General features: G+C 71.9%; 13 protein-coding genes. 6 read left to right on the top strand and 7 right to left on the bottom strand.

What is annotated here, in order from left to right; genetic code table 11:
• Positions 1 to 141: 141 nt before the first annotated feature.
• Complete coding sequence (locus tag DWV08_RS14985) at positions 142 to 1,146, top strand: LacI family DNA-binding transcriptional regulator (protein WP_115414532.1); 1,005 nt, start codon at positions 142 to 144, stop codon at positions 1,144 to 1,146.
• Between the two features lie 136 nt (positions 1,147 to 1,282).
• On the opposite strand, the gene DWV08_RS14980 is transcribed toward DWV08_RS14985, so the two are convergent.
• From DWV08_RS14980 to DWV08_RS14965, 4 genes are all read right to left on the bottom strand, one after another.
• Positions 1,283 to 3,043 (bottom strand): type 2 periplasmic-binding domain-containing protein, encoded by a 1,761-nt coding sequence (locus DWV08_RS14980; RefSeq protein WP_115414531.1) that lies wholly within the window; start codon positions 3,041 to 3,043, stop codon positions 1,283 to 1,285.
• Positions 3,044 to 3,092: 49 nt separating this feature from the next.
• Entirely contained in the window at positions 3,093 to 4,028 is a 936-nt protein-coding gene (locus tag DWV08_RS14975) for a carbohydrate ABC transporter permease (protein WP_115414530.1), read from the bottom strand.
• Between the two features lie 9 nt (positions 4,029 to 4,037).
• Positions 4,038 to 5,048, bottom strand: a complete 1,011-nt coding sequence (locus tag DWV08_RS14970; RefSeq protein ID WP_115414529.1) for an ABC transporter permease — start codon at positions 5,046 to 5,048, stop codon at positions 4,038 to 4,040.
• A 239-nt stretch (positions 5,049 to 5,287) separates the two neighbouring features.
• Entirely contained in the window at positions 5,288 to 5,899 is a 612-nt protein-coding gene (locus tag DWV08_RS14965) for a DUF624 domain-containing protein (RefSeq protein WP_115414528.1), read from the bottom strand.
• 172 nt (positions 5,900 to 6,071) lie between these two features.
• Between DWV08_RS14965 and DWV08_RS14960 the strand changes: the two genes are divergently transcribed.
• From DWV08_RS14960 to DWV08_RS14945, 4 genes are all read left to right on the top strand, one after another.
• On the top strand, positions 6,072 to 9,104 hold the full coding sequence (locus DWV08_RS14960) for a glycoside hydrolase family 3 protein (protein WP_115414527.1): 3,033 nt from the start codon (positions 6,072 to 6,074) through the stop codon (positions 9,102 to 9,104).
• Positions 9,105 to 9,132: 28 nt separating this feature from the next.
• Positions 9,133 to 11,178, top strand: a complete 2,046-nt coding sequence (gene yicI, locus DWV08_RS14955; protein WP_115414526.1) for an alpha-xylosidase — start codon at positions 9,133 to 9,135, stop codon at positions 11,176 to 11,178.
• On the top strand, positions 11,175 to 13,205 hold the full coding sequence (locus DWV08_RS14950) for a beta-galactosidase (RefSeq protein ID WP_115414525.1): 2,031 nt from the start codon (positions 11,175 to 11,177) through the stop codon (positions 13,203 to 13,205). Before yicI ends, DWV08_RS14950 begins: the two co-directional genes overlap by 4 nt.
• A 140-nt stretch (positions 13,206 to 13,345) precedes the next feature.
• Positions 13,346 to 14,338 carry an acetylxylan esterase gene (locus DWV08_RS14945; RefSeq protein ID WP_115414524.1) on the top strand — a complete coding sequence of 331 codons (993 nt, stop codon included), beginning with the start codon at positions 13,346 to 13,348 and terminating at the stop codon, positions 14,336 to 14,338.
• A gap of 25 nt (positions 14,339 to 14,363) precedes the next feature.
• Here the strand turns inward: DWV08_RS14945 and DWV08_RS14940 are convergent, their stop codons facing one another.
• The 3 genes from DWV08_RS14940 to xylA form a co-directional block, all read right to left on the bottom strand.
• Positions 14,364 to 14,846, bottom strand: coding sequence for an MmcQ/YjbR family DNA-binding protein (locus DWV08_RS14940; RefSeq protein WP_115414523.1), 483 nt, complete (start codon positions 14,844 to 14,846; stop codon positions 14,364 to 14,366).
• A 44-nt stretch (positions 14,847 to 14,890) separates the two neighbouring features.
• Complete coding sequence (gene xylB, locus DWV08_RS14935) at positions 14,891 to 16,297, bottom strand: xylulokinase (RefSeq protein ID WP_115414522.1); 1,407 nt, start codon at positions 16,295 to 16,297, stop codon at positions 14,891 to 14,893.
• A gap of 254 nt (positions 16,298 to 16,551) precedes the next feature.
• Complete coding sequence (gene xylA / locus DWV08_RS14930) at positions 16,552 to 17,745, bottom strand: xylose isomerase (RefSeq protein ID WP_115414521.1); 1,194 nt, start codon at positions 17,743 to 17,745, stop codon at positions 16,552 to 16,554.
• A gap of 342 nt (positions 17,746 to 18,087) precedes the next feature.
• Here xylA and DWV08_RS14920 point away from each other — a divergent pair, with 342 nt between their 5' ends.
• The gene (locus DWV08_RS14920) at positions 18,088 to 19,257 is read left to right on the top strand and encodes an ROK family transcriptional regulator (RefSeq protein WP_115414520.1); all 1,170 of its coding nucleotides are present in this window, start codon (positions 18,088 to 18,090) and stop codon (positions 19,255 to 19,257) included.
• Positions 19,258 to 19,267 lie beyond the last annotated feature (10 nt).

Raw genomic sequence — 19,267 nt, 5'->3', positions numbered from 1 at the left:
GAGGTCTGCCGTTCAGCTCCCGAGCATCTCGTCGCGCCTCCCCATCGAAGCGCTTCTGTGAAAGACTGTCGAAATCCCCTCCCGCGACGCATTCCGGGAGGGGATGAGCGGTGCCGCGGCAGGCGGCAGAGGGAGGGCTCGATGGCCACGATGACCGACATCGCCAGGGAGGCGGGCGTCTCGCTGAGCACCGTCAGCTACGCGCTGAGCGGGAAGCGCCCGATCTCCGACGCCACCCGGGAGAGGGTCCAGGCGGCGATCGATCGGCTCGACTTCCATCCCCGTGCCAGCGCCCGGGCCCTGGCCCTGCAGCGCACCTCGCTGCTCGGCCTCGCGGTGCCCCAGCGGCCGGACGTCGACGATCACGTGGTGATGGAGTTCGTCGGCTCGATCCTCGGCGCCGCCCACGAGCAGGACTACGACGTGCTGCTGGTGACCGCCGAGGACCACGCGCGCACCCTCCGCGTGGCCGAGGAGGGCAAGGTGGACGCCCTGATCGTGATGGACGTCGTCGAGGGCGATGCGCGCATCCCCTCGCTGGCGCGACTGCACAGCCCCGTCGTGCTGATCGGGAATCCTCAGGACGCCGGGGGGCTCGCCTGCGTCGACTTCGACTTCCTCGCCGGCGCGATGCTCGCCGTGCGCGAACTCCATGCGCGCGGTGCCTCGCGCGTGGCGATGCTCAAGCCGCCGTCGGCCGGCCCGGACGGCCCGGTGCCCACCTACGCGCGACGCAGCCGACTCGGCTACGCGATGGCGTGCGCCGAACTGGGCATGGAGTCCCACGTGGTCGAGCTGCCCCCGGAGCCGGAGGCCGTCACCTCCTTCGTGCGCGACCATCTGGTGGAGCAGCGCGAGTTCGACGGTCTGTTCGTCCACCACGAGCCGGCGCTCGCCCTGCTCGGCCGGACGCTCCTCGCCCAGGGAGTGCACTGCCCCGACGACCTCCAGGTGGTCGCCGTCTCCCCCGCCGACGTCGCGATGAACGGCCCGTGGGAGGTCTCCTCCGTGGACATCCCGATCCCGGCGATCGGCCAGACCTCGGTCGCGATGGCGCTCGAGCGGCTGAGCACGCACGAGACCCCCGCGCACGCCCGCCTCCTCAGCCCCGCCTTCGTCCCCCGCGGCACCACCCGGGCCCGCTGACGGACACGCCGGAGCGGGGCACCGCCGGAGCGCTTCCGCGGGCGCACACGAACGCGGCGCCTCCAGCGTCGGAGGCGCCGCGTGCGCGCCGGCCGGCGGGGTCGCGCCGGAGGACCGGCACCGCCCCGCCTCCGGATCAGCCGAACTCCGCCGCGACCGACTCCCGCAGCGCGTTCTGCTCCTCGGCATTGGCCATGTCCACGTCGAGCACCGTCTGATATCCGAGCCCCTCGGCGGTCTCCTGCATGTCCTTCAGCAGCGCATCGAAGGTCGCCTGATCGGAGGCGAAGGCCATCTTCCAGGAGTTCTCGACGATGACCGCCTTGACCTGGTTGCGGATGGTCTCGACCTCGGAGCTCTCCTGCGGCGCGACGTAGCTCGCGCCGGGCGCGACCAGGACCATGTCGTTGTCGTTGAGGTACTCCATCGTGGTCGCGTAGCCGCCCATGACCCCCGCCCAGTCCTCCGTGAGCGGGTTCGACACCGACTGCTGGTAGGTCTCCCACATCTTGTAGTTGAAGGGGTGGCCGGTCTCGGGATCCTCGTCGTTGCCGAGAACCGTGGTGACGTTCAGCCAGGACGCGCCGTCCGTGTAGGACCCGCCTCCCCACTCCTCGGGAACGGTCGCCCCGTCTCCCAGCAGCGCGTCGCGTCCGAAATCTGTCAGCTCGGGCTTCCCGTCGTCGTTCAGCTCCCACGTGAGGCCCTGCGGGCCCGCGGCGCCCATCGTCTGGCTGCTGTTCGAGTAGACGCCCGCCGGCGAGTACAGCCAGTCCAGGAACGCCGCGACACGCTCAGGGTCCTCTGCCGTCGAGCCGACACCGAACACCTGACGGGCACCGAAGGCAGGGGCACCGTAGGAGAAGATCTTCTGGTCGGCGAGAGGGGCGATCATGAACCCCTTGCCCTCCGCCATGTTCGCCTCGCTGTTGTACGCGGCCTGGCCCTGCCAGGGCCAGAAGGAGAACAGCACCTGGCCGCCCTGCATCTTGGAGAACAGCGAATCGTAGTTCTGTGTGGTCGAGTCGGGATCGACCAGCCCCATCTGATTCGCGTCGAAGAACCACTGCAGCACTCGCACATAGAGGCTGTCCGAGTCGAGGATCGACTGGTAGTCGGAGCCGTCCGCCTTCGCCAGCACGAAGCCGACCTCGTCGTAGCCGTAGTAGCAGCAGGGCTGCTTGGCGTTGTTCATGTAGTTGCCGTCCCAGTCGTTGAACAGGGAGAGGGCATAGACCCGGCCGCCGTTGTCCGCCTCGGGAGCGACGTCCTGCATCTCCTTCAGGACGGGCAGCAGATCCTCGAGGGTGCCGATCTCGGGGTAGCCGACCTCCTTGTACAGGTCCCAGCGCACGAACGGCCCGAAGGTGGGGTCGATGCCCTCGCTCGGCTCGGTGGGCTTCAGCGAGGAGACCTGGGTGGGGATCGCATAGATCCCGTCCTTCCCCTCGTTGACCTTCTGCACGGCGTCGTCGAAGCGGCTCGCGCTGTCCATGTTGGCGTAGAGCGAGGAGACGTCCATCAGGAGTCCTCCCTCGATGAGCTCATCGAGCTTCTGGCCGACGTCAGTGAGCACGAGGTCGCCCAGCTCGCCGGCGGCGACGCGCGTGTTGTAGAGGGTGTCGCCGCCACCGGCGACGTTCGGGGCGATCACGTTCAGGGTGAGCGCGAACTCGTCGGCGACGAGGTGGCCGAACCATCCGGGCTGCTCCCCCATCTGGTTCGCCAGGCCGTCGAAGACGTCGATGGTGGCCTGGTCGTCCCAGGCGGTGGGGAACGGGGTGGCGGGGCCCTCCTCGGCCCCCGGCCCTGAGGAGCAGGAGCTGAGGCCGAGGCCGAGCAGCGGGAGCGAGAGCCCCCCTGCGAGAAGGGAGCGGCGGGCGACGGGACGGGACATTTCTCCTCCTTGAGAGTGCACGGGGATCGTGCGGGATCTGCGGTGATGCTCAGCCCTTGACGGCGCCGAGCATGATCCCCTTGACGAAGTAGCGCTGGAACAGCGGGTAGACGAAGAGGATCGGGAGCACCACCACCACGGCGACGGTGGTGCGGATGGACGTGGCCGTCTGCGAGGTCGCGGCGCCCGCGACGGCACCGAGGTCGCCGCCGGACTGCTGGGCGGCCTGGGCGAGGCTGTCGGCCTGGTTGATGTACATGTAGAGCAGGAACTGCAGGGTGTAGAGGCTCTGGTCCGTGATGTAGATGAGCGTGTCCTGGAAGCTGTTCCACTGGGCGACCGCGGAGAAGATCGCGATGGTCGCGAGGATCGGCGTCATGTTCGGCAGGTACACGCGGAAGAAGATCTGCAGGATGCTCGCACCGTCCATCTCGGCGGCCTCCTGGAGCTCGCTCGGCATCGACTCCACGAAGGTCTTCACGAGGATGATGTTGAAGGGCTGCACCACCATCGGGAGGATGTAGACCCAGAACGAGTTGGTCAGGCCCAGGGACTTCACGATGATGAAGATCGGGATCAGCCCGGCGTTGAAGTACATCGTGATGATGACGACGCGGTACCAGAACTGCCGCTTCCACAGCCGCTGCTGGGTGAACATGAAGCCGAGATAGGCCGAGGCGAGCACCGTCGCGATCGTGCCGATCACCGTGCGGGCCACGGAGATCACGGCCGCACGGGGAAGACCGTCGAGGTCGAACACCTGGCGGTAGTTGTCCAGGTGCATGCCCTGGGGCAGGAACCTGATCTCCCCCAGCGCCGAGAGGTCGTTGGCGCTGATCGAGTTCACGATGAGGTAGTAGAACGGGTAACCGCACACGAAGGCGAGCAGCGCGAACACCGTGTAGTTGACGATCGAGAACGGAACGGTCCCCTTCTCGTCGCGGATCTTCGCGGGCCTCGGGCGGGACAGGGTGGACGTAGTCATCGTGCCTCCTCAGACCAGGGACGTGCCGCGAACGCGCTTGGACAGGGCGTTGACCGCCAGCAGCAGGGCCACCGAGATGACGCTCTTGAGCATGCTGACCGCGGTGGCCAGCGAGAGGTTCCCGCCGGTCATGCCGATGTTGTAGACGTACAGGTCGAGGACCTCGATGGTCTCCCGGTTGAACGCGTTCTGGAACACGTAGTACTGCTCCATCCCGTTGTTGAGGATGTTGGCGATGGCCAGCAGGAGGAGCACGAAGAAGGTGGGCATCAGCTGCGGCACGGTGATGTGCCACATGGTGTGGAAGCGCCCGGCGCCGTCCATCTTCGCGGACTCGTACAGCGACTGGTCGATGCCGGCGATCGCCGCGAGATAGAGGATCGCGCCCCAGCCCACCGTCTTCCAGATGCCCCACAGCGTCATCTTCAGCCACACGTGCTCGTCGCTGTCGAGGAACTTCAGCGGCTCCGAGATCACTCCCCAGTTCTCCAGCAGGCCGTTGACCATGCCGGTGCTGGAGAACATCGAGAACGCGATCATGTACACGAGCACCCAGGAGATGAAGTTCGGCAGCGTGGTGATCGTCTGCACCAGGTTCTTGAACCACTTCGCCCGGATCTCGTTGAGGAACACCGCGAAGGCGAGCGGGAGCACCGAGGCGGCGATGCCCAGGAAGCTCATCGCGAGCGTGTTCAGCATGACCTGGACGATCTGCTCCACCTGGGTGGGCGACCCCACGAGCATCCGGAACCACTGCAGCCCCACGAACTCGCTGCCGAAGAGACCGCGTGCCGGACGGTAGTCGAACAGCGAGTAGATCCAGCCGTACAGCGGAAGGTAGCTGAACACGAAGATCAGCACGAGGAAGGGGACGATCGTGAGGAACAGCCCGAAGGACTGACGCCGATGGCTGGGCGGGCGCGCCTCGCGACCACCTCGCCCCGCGCCGCGGGAACGGCGCGACCGCACCTGCTCCCTCTCCGTCGCGACGACGGTGCTGACATTCACCGGGACGGCCATCGATGCCCTTCCTCTCCTGGTGCGGCGGCCCGAGGGCTCTCGCCGAGTCGAGGAGCCGTGCTCCCCGGTTCGCTGTCGGCGGGGACACCAACGCCCGGACCGCCTTTGTCAGAGTCGAACACTAAGTCGGCCGACAGGCCTCGTCAAGACTTTCGCGGAAGCGCTTCGATAACGAACTGGTCTCCACTGCGCATCGCCAGGCCAGCCGGTCGACGCGGCGCGACGCCGCGCCCTCGCCCTCAGGCGTCGCCCGTGAGCCGGCGGTAGATCGGCCGCAGCAGCAGGGCGGCGAGAACGGCGCCGGCCGAGCACCCGATGGTCAGCAGCAGGAAGAGCGTCGACGGGACGGCGAGCACGACGAGCACCGAGCCGACCGGCAGGAGCACCAGCCCGGCGGTGCGGAGAGGGTCCGCGCCGGGCAGCAGGAGGGCGTTGCGCACCGTGCGCAGAGGGCCCGCCTCGAAGGCCGCGACCAGTGCGAGACCATGCAGCAGGGCGCCGCACAGATAGAGCGCCGCGAGCCCCGCGATCAGCATTGCGACCAGGGATAATGCCGATCCGGAGAGATACCAGAACCACCCCACCCAGAGGAGCAGCGGGATCGGCGCTCCGAGCACGAGGAGCACGAGGGTGGCACGAGGCGCGTTGCGCACCAGGGCCACGAGGAAGTCGCGCAGCGGCGTGCCGCGCTCCCCGTCCGTGTACCGCATCGCCACCTCGAGCAGCGCGCTGGTGGCCGCTCCGGCAGTGAGCACCGGAAGGCAGGCCAGGAGGTAGAGGACGTTGAGCACCGCGAAGGTGCCGAAGGTCGTCACCCCCTGGAAGGTACGAATCTCCGGATCGATCCTCATCGTCGACCACCGCTCATGGACGAAGTCTGGCACACGCTTGCCGATCCTGGCTTTCGTCGAACCGGTTCGATATAGTTCCGGCGAACCTCGGTACGGAGGCAGGGGCGGCCGGCCACCCATCGGCGAGTGCACCGCCCCGCCACTCGTCCCGCCCTCCGCGACGAAGGACCCCATGAGCTCCTCTCCCGGCCCCGCCGCCCCGGCGCCCGCGCCCTCGCCCGCCGACGCCCGCCGTCTCGCTGCGGCCCGCATGCTCGTCGCGCAGATGACCCTCGCCGAACGGACGGCGATGCTCCACCAGCACTCCCCCGGCGTGCCGCGCCTGGGGCTGGCACCGTTCGTCACCGGCACCGAGGGAGTGCACGGCGTGGCCTGGAAGGGACTCGCCACCCAGTTCCCGCAGCCGGTGGGCATGGCCGCCAGCTGGGACCCCGCCCTGATGAGCGCCGCGGCCGCGGTCACGAGCGTCGAGGTGCGCGAGCTCCACGCGGCGGATCCGCGGGTGAGCCTGAGCGTCTGGGCGCCGGTGGTGAACACGCTGCGCCATCCGCTGTGGGGCCGCACCGAGGAGGCCTACACCGAGGACCCGCTGCTGAACGCCGAGCTCGCCACGGGCTTCGCGCACGGCCTGCGCGGACCCGGCGAGACCTGGCGGACGGTCCCCACCCTGAAGCACTTCCTCGCCTACTCGAACGAGACGGATCGCTGCGTGACGGATTCGCAGCTCTCCCCCCGGGTGCTGCACGAGTACGAGCTGCCCGGGTTCGTCGAGCCCGTCGCACGAGGGGTGGCGGGCTCGGTGATGCTCTCGTACAACCTGGTCAACGGCCGTCCCGCCCACATCACGGATCTCCTCGAGACCCAGCTGCGGGCGCTCCTGCCGGATCCTGATCTGCTGTTCGTGGTGACGGATGCCGGAGCGCCGTCCAACCTCTTCCGCGCCGAGAAGGTGGTGCCGGACGCCGCGGAGGCGTACGCGGCGATGCTGCGCGCGGGCGCGGACTCCTTCACCGATCACGACGCCGATCCCACCGAGTCGATCCGTGCGCTCACCGAGGCGCTCGAGCGAGGGCTGATCGAGACCGCGCACGTCGACCGGGCCGTGGTGCGGCAGCTGGTGGCGCGGGCGCGCACCGGGGAGCTGGATTCCCTGCCGGGCTTCGGGCCCGACGTCCGCGACGACGGGACCCCGCCCACCGCGGGATCGCACGCCGTGGGATCCCACGCCGTGGGATCGCCCGCCGCGGAATCGCACGCCGCGCCGGCGGGCGCCGGGACGGCGACCGCCGCGGACGCGACGTCGGCCCCGAGCACCCGCGCGGCGCGTCGGGCCCTGTCCCGCGAGGTGGCGACGCGCTGCGCGGTGCTGCTCGCCCAGCGCGCCCCCCGGGCGCTCCCCCTGCCCGGCCGGCGGGTCGCGGTGCTGGGCGAGCAGGCGCACACCGTGCTGCGCGACTGGTACAGCGGCGATCTGCACGACCCGGTGCCGCTGGCGCATGCGCTCGCCGATCGCGCCCATGACCCGCAGGAGGTGCGTTCCTCCCGTCTGCTCGAGCGGATCGGCCTGGAGGTCGTGAGCACGGGCGGCCAGCCCGGGCTCCCCGCGGGCGCCGCCGCCGGCGACCCCGTGCTGCGGGGGACCGACTCCTCCCTGCGATGCTCCCGCCCGGCGGCCGACGGGCCCGCCCCCGCGCTGCCGGGCCCCGCCGAGTTCGAGGTCCTCGACCTCGGCGAGGACGTCCTCGCACTGCGGGAGACCTCCACCGGACTCCTGGTCACTGCCGACGACCGCGGCCAGCTGGTCGCCGCCGCCGAGCGGATCGGCGGCTGGGTGGTGCAGGAGACCTTCCGCAGGACCCTCGACGGCGACGGCACCTGGACTCTCCAGCACACCGGCAGCGGCCGGTTCGTCGGGGTCGAGCACCACACGGGGGCGCTCGTGCTGCGCAGCGCCCTGCCCTCCACCGCGGCGCGGCTGCGTCCCACGGTGCACGCCGGCATCGAAGAGCAGTTCCGTGCCGCGACCGAGGGGGCGGAGGCCGTGGTGCTGGTGCTCGGCAACGACCCCCACGTGCACGGCCGCGAGACCGAGGACCGACCCCACGCCCGCCTCATGGCGCCGGATCGCGCGGCCGCGGAGCGGCTCGCCGCCCTGGGCGAGGACGTCCCGACGGTCCTGGTGATCACCTCCTCCTACCCCTACGACCTCGAGGGGCTCGAGGAGCGGGTGGGCGCGGTGGTGTGGTCCTCCCACGCCGGCGAGGCAGAGGGCGAGGCCCTCGCGGACCTGCTCACCGGGGCGCGGAGCTTCTCCGGGCGTCTCGCGCAGACCTGGCCGGACTCCTCGCCCCTGCCCTCGGTGCTCGACTACGACGTGATCGGCGCCGGCGCGACCTACCTGTACGGGCAGGGCGCCCGCTTCCCCTTCGGCCATGGGCTCGCGCTCGACACCCCGCACTGGTCGGCGCCGGAGATCGCGGCCGACGGCGAGCATCTCAGCGTCGCCCTGACCCTCAGCGCCCCGGAGGAGCGACGCACCGCCGGCCCGCTCCACGACGTGGTGCAGGTCTACGCCGATGTGCCCGCCTCCTCGTTCTCGCGGCGCCGCGTCCAGACCCCGGCCACCCGCCTCCTCGGCTTCGCGACCGTCGAGGTCCCGGAGGCCGGTGCACGGGAGGTGCAGCTGCGGATCCCATGGCGGCGACTGGCCCTGTACGCCCCGGACCTCGAGACGTGGGAGCTGCCCGACGGGCCGGTCACCGTGCGCCTGGCGCGGTCGAGCACCCGCACCGAGGCCCGGGCCGACGTCCAGGTCCCGGCAGCGCCCTGCCCGGAGCCGCCCGCGGGCGAGGTGATCCCCGCGCACCGCGCCGAGCGGCTCGTCGGCCTCTCCTACGGCCCGGCCACGCTGCTGACCGGCACCGAGCTGCGGCCGCGGTCCGCCGCGCCCGGGACGGCGGAGTTCGTCCTCCCCGCGGGCACCGAGGTGGTCGAGCTGCTCACCGCCCCGCGGACCACCGGTGCGCTCGCGAGCCGGGCCGGCACCGCGGAGCTCATCGACCCCGAGGCCGCCGACCCGTCGGCCGCTCCCGCGCTGCCCCTGCCGCACCAGGTCGCCGCCGACGGCGCTCGCCCCACCGGCCGGGTGCGCGTGCGTCTGAGCGGCCCGCTCGCGCTCCGCGGCCTCCGCGTGGCGCGCCCCTGATCTCCCCCAACCGCCCCAGGAGGGTTCCATGAAGTTCACCAACGGCTACTGGCTGCTCCGCGACGGCGTCACGATGCAGCGCCCGGCCGAGGTCCACGATCTCGAGATCCGCGAGGACGAGCTGGTCGTCCACGCCCCCGTCACCCGGATCCTCACCCGGGGCGACACCCTGAACAAACCGGTGCTGAGCGTGTCCTTCACCGCGCCGCGGGAGGACGTGATCGCGGTGAGGATCGAGCACTTCGCCGGGCACCGCGAGTCCCTCCCCCGCTTCGCGCTGACGCCGGGACCGGTCACCCCGGAGATCACCCGCAGCGAGGACGGCGCCACGGCGGCGTTCACCTCCGGCCGCCTCACCGCGCGGGTCGCGCTGCGGGGGCCCTGGCACGTGGACTACCTGTGGGACGGCGAGGTGCTCACCAGCTCCACCGCGCGCTCCATCGGCTACGCCCAGGTGGAGGGCGAGGGGCCCTACGTCCACGAGCAGCTCTCCCTGAGTGTGGGCGAGCACGTCTACGGCCTCGGCGAGCGCTTCGGCGCGTTCGTGAAGAACGGCCAGAGCGTGGACATCTGGAACGCCGACGGCGGCACCAGCTCCGAGCAGGCCTACAAGAACGTCCCCTTCTACCTCTCCTCCCGCGGCTACGGCGTGCTGGTGGACGATGCGGGACCGGTCTCCTTCGAGGTGGGCTCCGAGAACGTCTCGGCCACCCAGTTCTCCGTGCCCGGTGAGCGGCTGCGCTACGAGGTCTACGGCGGCGGCACCCCGCTGGAGGTGCTCGACCGCTACACCGCCCGGTCGGGCCGGCCGCCGCAGCTGCCGGAGTGGTCCTACGGCCTGTGGCTGTCCACGTCGTTCACCACGGACTACGACGAGGAGACCGTACTGTCCTTCGTGGACGGAATGGCGGAGCGGGACATCCCGCTGTCGGTGTTCCACTTCGACTGCTTCTGGATGCGCGGCTTCCACTGGTCGGACTTCACCTGGGATCCGGCGACCTTCCCGGATCCCCGCGGCCTGCTCCGCAAGCTCCACGAGCGGGGGCTGAAGGTGTGCGTGTGGATCAACCCCTACATCGCCCAGCGCTCCGCCCTGTTCGCGGAGGGAGCCCAGAAGGGGTACCTGCTGCGCACCGAGGACGGGTCCGTGTGGCAGACGGACCTCTGGCAGGCCGGGATGGCGCTGGTGGACTTCACGAACCCGGAGGCCACCGCGTGGTACACGGGCAAGCTCGAGGCGCTGCTGGAGGACGGCGTGGACGCGTTCAAGACGGACTTCGGCGAGCGGATCCCCGTGGAGGGGATCCGCTGGCACGACGGCTCCGACCCGCTGCGCGAGCACAACCACTACACCTCCCGCTTCAACCAGGCCGTGTTCGAGCTGCTGGAGCGGCGGCGCGGCGAGGGCGAGGCGGTGCTGTTCGCCCGCTCCGCCACCGCAGGCGGTCAGCGGTTCCCGATCCACTGGGGCGGGGACTGCGAGTCCACCTACGTGGCGATGGCGCAGTCGCTGCGCGGCGGGCTGTCGCTGACCTCCTCGGGCTTCGGCTACTGGAGCCATGACATCGGCGGCTTCGAGGGCACCCCGGATCCGACAGTGTTCAAGCGCTGGATCGCCTTCGGCCTGCTCAGCACGCATTCGCGCCTGCACGGCTCGCACTCCTACCGGGTCCCGTGGCTGTTCGACGAGGAGTCGGTGGTGGTGATGCGGGAGTTCACCCGGCTCAAGGAGCGCCTGCTGCCCTACCTGCTCGACGGCGCCGAGGAGACCACCCGCCGCGGCGCTCCCCTGATGCGCTCGATGGCGCTGCAGTTCCCGGCCGACCCTGCCTGTCGCGGCCTGGACACCCAGTACATGCTCGGCCCGGACGTGCTGGTCGCCCCGGTGTTCCAGGACTCCGGCGCGGTGGAGTTCTACCTTCCCGAGGGCGAGTGGGTGCACCTGATCGACGGCGAGCGGGTGCGCGGCGGCCGTTTCGTGGCCCGCACCTACGACGTGCACTCGCTGGGGGTGTTCGCCCGAGCGGGCTCCCGGGCGCTGCAGCTGGTGCGCGGCGACGAGGAGGGCGCATGAGCGACGGCCGCTTCACCCCGCCCGCCCTGCTGTTCGGCGGCGACTGGAGCCCCGAGCAGTGGGATCGGGAGACGTGGCGCGAGGACGTGGCGCTGATGCGCCGCGCCCGCGTGAACACGGTGACCCTGGGGGTATTCTCCTGGGCGAGCCTCGAACCGTCCGAGGGCGTGATCGAGACCGACTGGCTCGACGAGGTGATCGCGCTGCTCACCGAGGCGGGGATCGGCTTCTTCCTGGCCACGCCCACCGCCTCGCCCCCGCCGTGGTTCACGCTCTCCCACCCGGACGCGATGCCGGTGCGACCCGACGGGGTGCGACTCACCCACGGCTCGCGGGACACCTACGCGATCTCCGCCCCGGCGTACCGGGACGCCTCGCGGCGCATCGCGACCGCGCTCGCCGAACGCTACGGGGACCATCCCGGACTGCGCGGATGGCATCTGCACAACGAGTACGGCACCCTCGATCACGGCCCCCACGCGGCCCGGGCGTTCCATCGCTGGCTGCGGGAGCGGTACGGCGATCTCGAGTCGCTGAACCGGGCGTGGTCCACGGCGTTCTGGTCGCAGCGGTACGGGGACTTCGAGGAGGTCACCCCGCCGCGCGCCACCCAGTACCTGGCCAACCCTGCGCACGCGCTCGACTTCCGCCGCTTCAGCTCGGACGAGATGCTGGCCGCGATGTGCGAGCAGCGCGACGCGATCCGGGCCGCCGGTTCGACCGCGCCGATGACCACGAACTTCATGCTGCCCACCTGGAACCATCTCGAGCAGTGGGGCTGGGCGGACGAGCTCGACGTGGTCTCCCTGGACCACTACCTCGACACCACCGGGGAGGACGCCGAGGCGCACGTCGCCTACGGCGCGGATCTGGCCCGCTCCTGGTCCGGCGGCGCCTGGGTGCTGATGGAGCAGAACGCGCGCGGGATCTCCCTCGGCGACCGCACCGTGGTCAAGTCCCCCTCCCGGATGCTCCGCCATTCGCTGGGCTACATCGCCCGCGGCGCGCAGTCCTCGCTGTTCTTCCAGTGGCGCGCCTCGCTGGGCGGCTCCGAGCAGTGGCATGCCGGGCTGGTGCCGCACGCCGGGCCGGATTCGGAACACTTCACCGAGGTGTGCGCGCTCGGCGAGACCCTCGAGGCCCTCGCCCCGCTCGCCCCGCTGCCGGCCGACGGGCCGCTGGTCGAGGCGGAGGTGGGGATCCTCTGGCACGCGGACGGCTGGTGGGCGCTGGAGACGCCGCACCTCCCGAGCGACGCGATCCGCTACTCCGACGAGGTGCGCGCCACCCACCGGTCGTTCTGGCGGGCGGGGATCCCGACGGACGTCGTGCGCCCCGGCGCCGATGCATCGCAGTACCGACTGCTGGTGGTGCCGTGCCTCTACCCCCTCTCGGAGGAGCACGCGGCGTGGCTCGAGGAGTACGTCGAGAGCGGCGGCGAGCTGGTGGTGACCTTCCTCAGCGGCATCGCCGACCCCTCGCTGCGGATCGTCCCGGGCGGCTATCCGGGCCGGCTGCGCGACCTGCTCGGCGTGCGCGGCCAGGAGATGCGCCCGCTGCCCGCCGGGGAGCAGGTGGTGCTCGACGACGGCACGGAGGTCGAGGAGTGGACCGAGCTGCTCGAGGCGGTCGACGCCGAGGTGCTCGCCTCCTACACCCACGACGACCTGGCCGGCCGGCCCGCGATCACCCGGGCCGCCCGCGGAAAGGGCCATGCGGTGTACCTCTCGGCACGGCCGGTGCAGGCCGCCCGGGACCGGTTCCTCGCGGGACTCGCCGCCGCTCATGGCATCGCCGCCACGGTGCCGGGTGCCGCCGAGCGCGGCCTGGAGGCGGTGCGCCGCCGCGGCGACGGGGCCGACCACGTGGTGCTGCTGCATCATGGGGCACAGCCCGTGACCGTGCGCGGGGAGGGGCCCGATCTGCTCTCCGGACAGGACGGTCGTGCCGGGCTGCGGATCGCTCCGGGCGACGCGGCGGTGCTGGCGGTGCCGCCCGGTGCGCCGGTGGAGCTCGTGGGCGCCTGAGGCGACCGGTCGCTCCCGCCGGACCCGTCCCCGCCCGCCGGGCCGGTCCCCTCCCGTCGGGCCGGGTCCCTCCCGCCGGGCCGGTCCCCTCCTGCCCTCCCACACCGTCCCCTGCTGCTGCTCCCCGGAAGGCTCCGACCATGGCCCTGTTCGATCTGCCCCTGCCCGCGCTGCACGAGTACCGCCCGGACCTTCCCGAGCCCGACGGCTACGACGCCTTCTGGGCCGAGGTGCTCGGACGCGCTCGGACGACGGAGGTGCTCCAGGAGGTGACGGAGGTGGAGACGGGGATGTCCCGCGTGGACACCTGGGACGTCACCTTCTCCGGCCATGACGGCGCGCCGATCCGTGCCTGGTACCTGCGGCCCGAGGGGGCCGACGACGAGCTGCCGGTGGTGGTCGAGTACATCGGCTACGGCGGAGGCCGCTCCACGCCGCTCGAGCACCTCGCCTGGCCCGCGGCCGGCTACGGGCACCTGGTGATGGACACGCGCGGACAGGGCTCGGCGTGGGGCTCCGGCGGGGACACCCCGGACCCGGCCGGCTCCGGGCCCGCCGCCCCGGGCTCCATGACCCGCGGCATCGAGTCGCCGCAGACCTCGTACCTCACCCGTCTGATGACGGACGCGGCCCGTGCCGTGGACGCCGCCCGCGCCCTCCCGGGGGCCGACGGGCGGGTCGCGGTGACCGGGAACAGCCAGGGCGGCGGTCTCGCGATCGCCGCCGGGGGCCTGGTCCCGGACGTCGCCGCGGTGATGGCGAACGTGCCCTTCCTGTGCCACATCCGGCGCGCGATCGACCTCACCGATGCCGATCCGTACCAGGAGATCGTGCGCTACCTGGCCGCGAACCGCCACCGCGAGGCAGCGGTGGAGAACACCCTCGCGCACGTGGACGCGATCCACCACGCCCGTCGCGCTCGGGGCGATACCCTGTTCTCGGTGGCGCTGCGGGACATGATCTGCCCGCCCTCGACCGTGTTCGCCGCGTTCAACCACTGGGCCGACCGCACCGACGCCGCTCCTTCGACCCGCATCGAGGTGTACCCGTACAACGGGCACGAGGGCGGTGCCGCCGCGCAGACCATGCTGCAGCTGGGCTGGCTGGCGGAGCGGATGCCGGTCGCGCGGTGAGGCCGGCGGCTGCCGCCGCCGGCCCTCAGGGAGCGTCGGACGGCGGCGGTGCGTGATGCTCCGACGTCTCGAGCAGGCCTGACGCCGCGGAGCTCCCGTCGGTCCCGGCCGTCCCGGGCGCCTCGAACGTCTCGGGGTCGATGGGCCGCAGGCGGCGCGGCAGGGTGGCGACCACGAGCCGGTAGGCGTCGGTGACCAGCTCCTCGAGCAGGGCGGCGTCCACGCCCGCGCCGGCCTCGACGGTGATCCAGTGGCGCTTGTTCATGTGGTAGCCGGGGCTGATCCCGGCCACGTGCTCGCACAGCATCTCCGCGTCCCGCGGATCCGCCTTGAGCACCACGATCGGCGCCCCGCGCAGCTCGGTGGCCAGCACGAACATCTTCCCGAGCACCTTGACCACCTCGGCGTCCGGGCCGAAGGGCCGCTCGAGGCGAGCGGCCGGCAGCTCCAGCGCACGGCCGAGGGCGATCTCGTGCAGGGCGGCAGGATCGAGGAGCGCGGGAGGCATGGGGAGATCCTGCCCTGTCGGCGCGATTCGGCCGCCCGGTCCTCTCAGCCCCACTCCCCCGTGCGCGCCTTGAGCACGCGGTACGCCTCGAGCACCTCCGGGGTGGGCTCCGCGGTGACGGTGCGCGAGCCGTTGAGCTCCCAGGCGGGCGGCTCGTCGGCCCCCGTGAGCGCCCAGGCGGCCTGGCGGGCGGCGCCGAGCGCCACGTACTCCGCGGGCGGGGCGAGGGTGACCTCGCGGCCGAAGATCGCCGGGGCCAGCTGCTGCACGGCCTCGCTGCGGGCCCCGCCGCCGATCAGGGTGATGCGGCGGGCGGTGGTGCCGGTGCGCTCCTCGAGCGCGGTGACGCCGTCGGCCAGGGAGCACAGCAGTCCCTCCACGTAGGCGCGGGCGATGTCCTCCCGGGTGGTGGAGGTGCTCATGCCGGTGAGGGTGGCGCGGGCGTCGGGCCGATTCGGGGTGCGCTCCCCGTCGAAGTAGGGCAGCAGGGTCACGCCGTGCGCGCCGGGCACCGAGGCGAGCGCCAGCTGCGCCATCTCCTCGTGGCTCACGCCCAGCAGGGCGCGGCCGGCCTCGAGGATGCGGGCGGCGTTCATGGTGGTGGCCATCGGCAGGAAGCGGCCGGTGGCGTCCGCGAAACCGGTGACGGTGCCGGTGGCGTCGTTCGGCCGGGTGGGGCTCACCATCGCGCACACCCCGGAGGTGCCGATGGAGACGGAGACGTCCCCCTCGCCCTGGGAGAGGCCCAGCGCGGCGCCCATGTTGTCCCCGGTGCCGGCCGCGATCGCGGCTCCACCGCGGCTCGTGGAGGTCGCAGCGGTGCGGGCCATGACCTCCTGCGGGGCCGACGGGAGGCGCGGCAGGTCCAGGCTCCGTCCCAGCGCCAGCTCCACCAGCTCCGGCTTCCACGTCTCGGAGGCGGTGGAGTAGTAGGCGGTGCCCGAGGCGTCGCCGCGATCGGTGAACGGCACCGTGCCCTGCTCCGCCAGGTGCAGCGAGACGTAGTCGTGGGGCAGCAGTACGCGAGCGGCGCGGGCGGCGACCTCCGGCTCCTCGTCCCGCACCCAGCGCAGCTTCGAGGCGGTGAAGGAGGCGACCATCAGGCTGCCTATCTCGGCGACGCTCGCCTCCGGCCCGCCCATCTCCTCGATCAGGGCCTCGGCCTGCGGGGCGGAGCGGGTGTCGTTCCACAGCAGCGCGTCCCGCACCACCTCGCCGCGCTCGTCCAGCAGCACCATGCCGTGCTGCTGACCGCCCACCGCCACGGCCTCGGCCTGCTCCAGCAGGGGGCCGGCCGCCTCGTCGACGGCGGTGAGCCAGGCGCGGGGATCCACCTCGGTGCCGTCCGGGTGGGCGGCGCGGCGCTCCTGCCGCACCTCACCGGTCTCGGCGTCGACGAGCAGCGCCTTGGTGGACTGGGTGGAGGAGTCGATGCCGAGGACGAGCGCCATCGCAGGGTTCCTTTCGGGCAGGGCGGACGGGGGAGGACGGTTGAAGCCGGTGGGTGTGGGCGGTGGGGCCGGGTGAGGGCTGTGGGAACAGGCCGGACAGGGCCAGCCTACGGAGCCGTGGCCACGAAAGGGACGCCAGCGGCACCTGCCCTGCTCTATGCAGGGCAGGTGCCGCTGGGTGCCCGTCGGTGGACAGCCGCCCGAGCGGGCCGACCACGGCCGGCCCGTCAGAATCGGCCGACCGACCCCGACTCTCAGGCCCGGAAGCCGAGCAGGTGCTGCATCGCCAGCTGCTGCAGGCGCACGAAGCCGTAGTTGCGCTCTCCGGCCTTATCGGCGTCGAAGTCCTCGAAGGTGGAGCGGTCGGCGAGCAGGTCCGCCAGGGTCTCGCCCTCGCCGAGGGTGGGCTGGGAGAGCTCGTCGATGCCGGAGTACTTCAGCGCCTCCTGCACCTCGGAGTCGGCGCGGAACGCGAGCGCGCGCTCCTTGAGCATCAGGTACATCTCCATGTTCGCCGCGGCGGAGTCGTACTGGCCGGTCTCGTGCTCGGTGCGGGAGGGCTTGAAGTCGAAGTGGCGGGCGCCGTCGTAGGCGCCGGGCTTCGAGGGGAAACCGTTCTCGAGCAGGTCCACGGTGAAGAACGCGCTGATCAGGTCGCCGTGGCCGAACACCAGATCCTGGTCGTACATCGGGCCGTGCTGGCCGTTGAGGTCGATGTGGAAGAGCTTGTCGCTCCACAGCGCCTGGGCGAGGCCGTGGGTGTAGTTCAGCGTGGCCATCTGCTCGTGGCCGGTCTCGGGGTTGATGCCCACGATGTCGCCGTGCTCGAGCTGCTCGATGAAGGCGAGGGCATGGCCCACGGTGGGCAGGAAGATGTTGCCGCGGGGCTCGTTGGGCTTCGGCTCCAGGCCGATGCGCAGGTCGTAGCCCTTGTCCTTGATGTAGCCGGCCACGGTGTCCAGGCCCTCGCGGTAGCGCTCGAGGGCGGCGTGGAGGTCCTTGGAGCCGTCGTACTCGGAGCCCTCGCGCCCGCCCCACATCACGAACGTGGTGGCGCCCAGCTCGGCCGCGAGATCCACGTTCGCGAGCACCTTGCGCAGGCCGAAGCGGCGCACGGAGCGGTCGTTGGAGGTGAAGGCGCCGTCCTTGAAGACGGGGTGGGCGAAGGTGTCGGTGGTGACCATCTCGATCACCAGGCCGGTCTCCTCGGTGACGGCCTTGAGCTGGTCGATGATCCGCTGGCGCTCCTCGGGAGTGGCGTCGAAGGGGATCACGTCGTTGTCGTGGAAGGTGAAGCCCCAGGCGCCCAGCTCGGCGAGGCGGCGGATGTGGGCGGTGAGCTCCAGCGGCGGGCGGGTGGCGAGGCCGAACTGGTCGCGGGCCTCCCAGCCGGTGGTCCACAGGCCGAAGGAGAACTTGTCGTCACGGGTGGGGGTGGGTGCGGTCATGAGGTGCTCCTCGGTCGAGATCGACGGCGTCGTCGGGCGCTGCGGACGGACTCGCGCAGCGCGGTGGCGCTCTTAGTAAGTATCCGTTACTAATCTACTCATGGGATGCTGATCCGCACAAGCCGGGCGGCGCGGCCCGAGGGCACGGCCCGCATAACGCCCGCTCGGTCGCCCTCGGCACCGCCCTGCCCGGCACCATCCCGCTCGACACCGCCCGACACCGCCCCACCCGACACCATCCGCCCGGTGCCCGCACCGCACCGCACCGCACCGCACCGCACCGCACCGCACCGCACCGCACCGCACCGCACCGCACCGCACCAGAGGAGAGGATCACCCCCGATGCAGTCCACCCACCTGCGCGAGCACAACCTCTCCGCGGTGCTGCGCGCCCTGCAGGCGGCCCCCTCCCCCACCTCGCGCGCGGGCCTCGCCACCCTCACCTCCCTCACCAAGCCCACCGTCTCCAAGCTCGTCGAGGAGCTCGTGGGCGCCGGGCTGGTGGAGGAGGGCGCGCCGGTCTCCGCCGGGGCGGGCCGCCCGATGGTGCCGCTGCGCCCCGCGGCGCGGACCCTGCTCGCGATCGGTCTCGAGATCGCCGCGGATCACATCTCCTGCCTGGGCATCGACCTCACCGGCGCCGAGCTGGCCCGGCGCACCACCTATCACCGGGTGGCCGAGGGCACCGCGGAGGACGCCCTGGCGCTGGCCGCACAGCTGGTCCACGAGGTCCGCGCCGAGCTGCCGGATCTGCCCGTCGTGGGCGTCACCGCGGCGATCCCCGGCCGCCTCTCTCCCGAGGACGGCCGCACCCTCTCCGCCCCCGGCCTGGACTGGGCGGACGTCCCGGTCGTCGCCCGGCTCCAGGAGCTGCTCGAGCCCGCGCAGTGGCCCGTCTCGGCCCAGAACGACAACCGGCTCTCGGTGCTCACCGAGATCGACCGCCGCCCCGGCGAGTCGTTCCTCTACCTGCGCGGCTCGACGGGCGTAGGCGGCGCCGTGGTGCTCGACGGCGGCGTGCTCGAGGGCGCGCACGGCTGGGCCGGCGAGCTGGGGCACACGGTGGTCGCGCCCGACGGGCGGCGGTGCCGCTGCGGCCGACGGGGCTGCCTCGAGGCCTACATCTCCTACCTCTCGCTGGTGCGCCAGGCGGGGCTCTCCGACGACGTGCGGATCGAGGACCTGGTGGACGAGCTGGCGCGCAGCTCGAGCCGCGCCGAGGTGATCGGCGTGATCGGCCGGTCGCTGGGCCTGGCGATCGCCAACGCCCTGAACGTGCTGGACCTGTCCACCGTGGTGCTCTCGGGCTACCTCGCCCCGATCGCGGAGGAGATCACGCCGGTGGTGCAGGAGACGGTGGACCGCCACGCCCTCGCCGCGGAGGCCGGGCCGATCGCCATCGAGCGGGCCGACGGCCTCGCGGACCCGGCGCTGCACGGCGCGGCGCGCGCCGCGCTGCAGCCCGTGTTCGATCAGCCGGTGGCGTGGATCGAGCAGGCGCGACGGGCGTAGGCGCGGGCGG

The organism is Brachybacterium saurashtrense, from assembly GCF_003355475.1.
In the GTDB taxonomy this organism is placed as follows: domain Bacteria; phylum Actinomycetota; class Actinomycetes; order Actinomycetales; family Dermabacteraceae; genus Brachybacterium; species Brachybacterium saurashtrense.
Note: the sequence above shows the minus strand (reverse complement) of the source record. Positions and strands in the feature narration are given on the sequence as shown.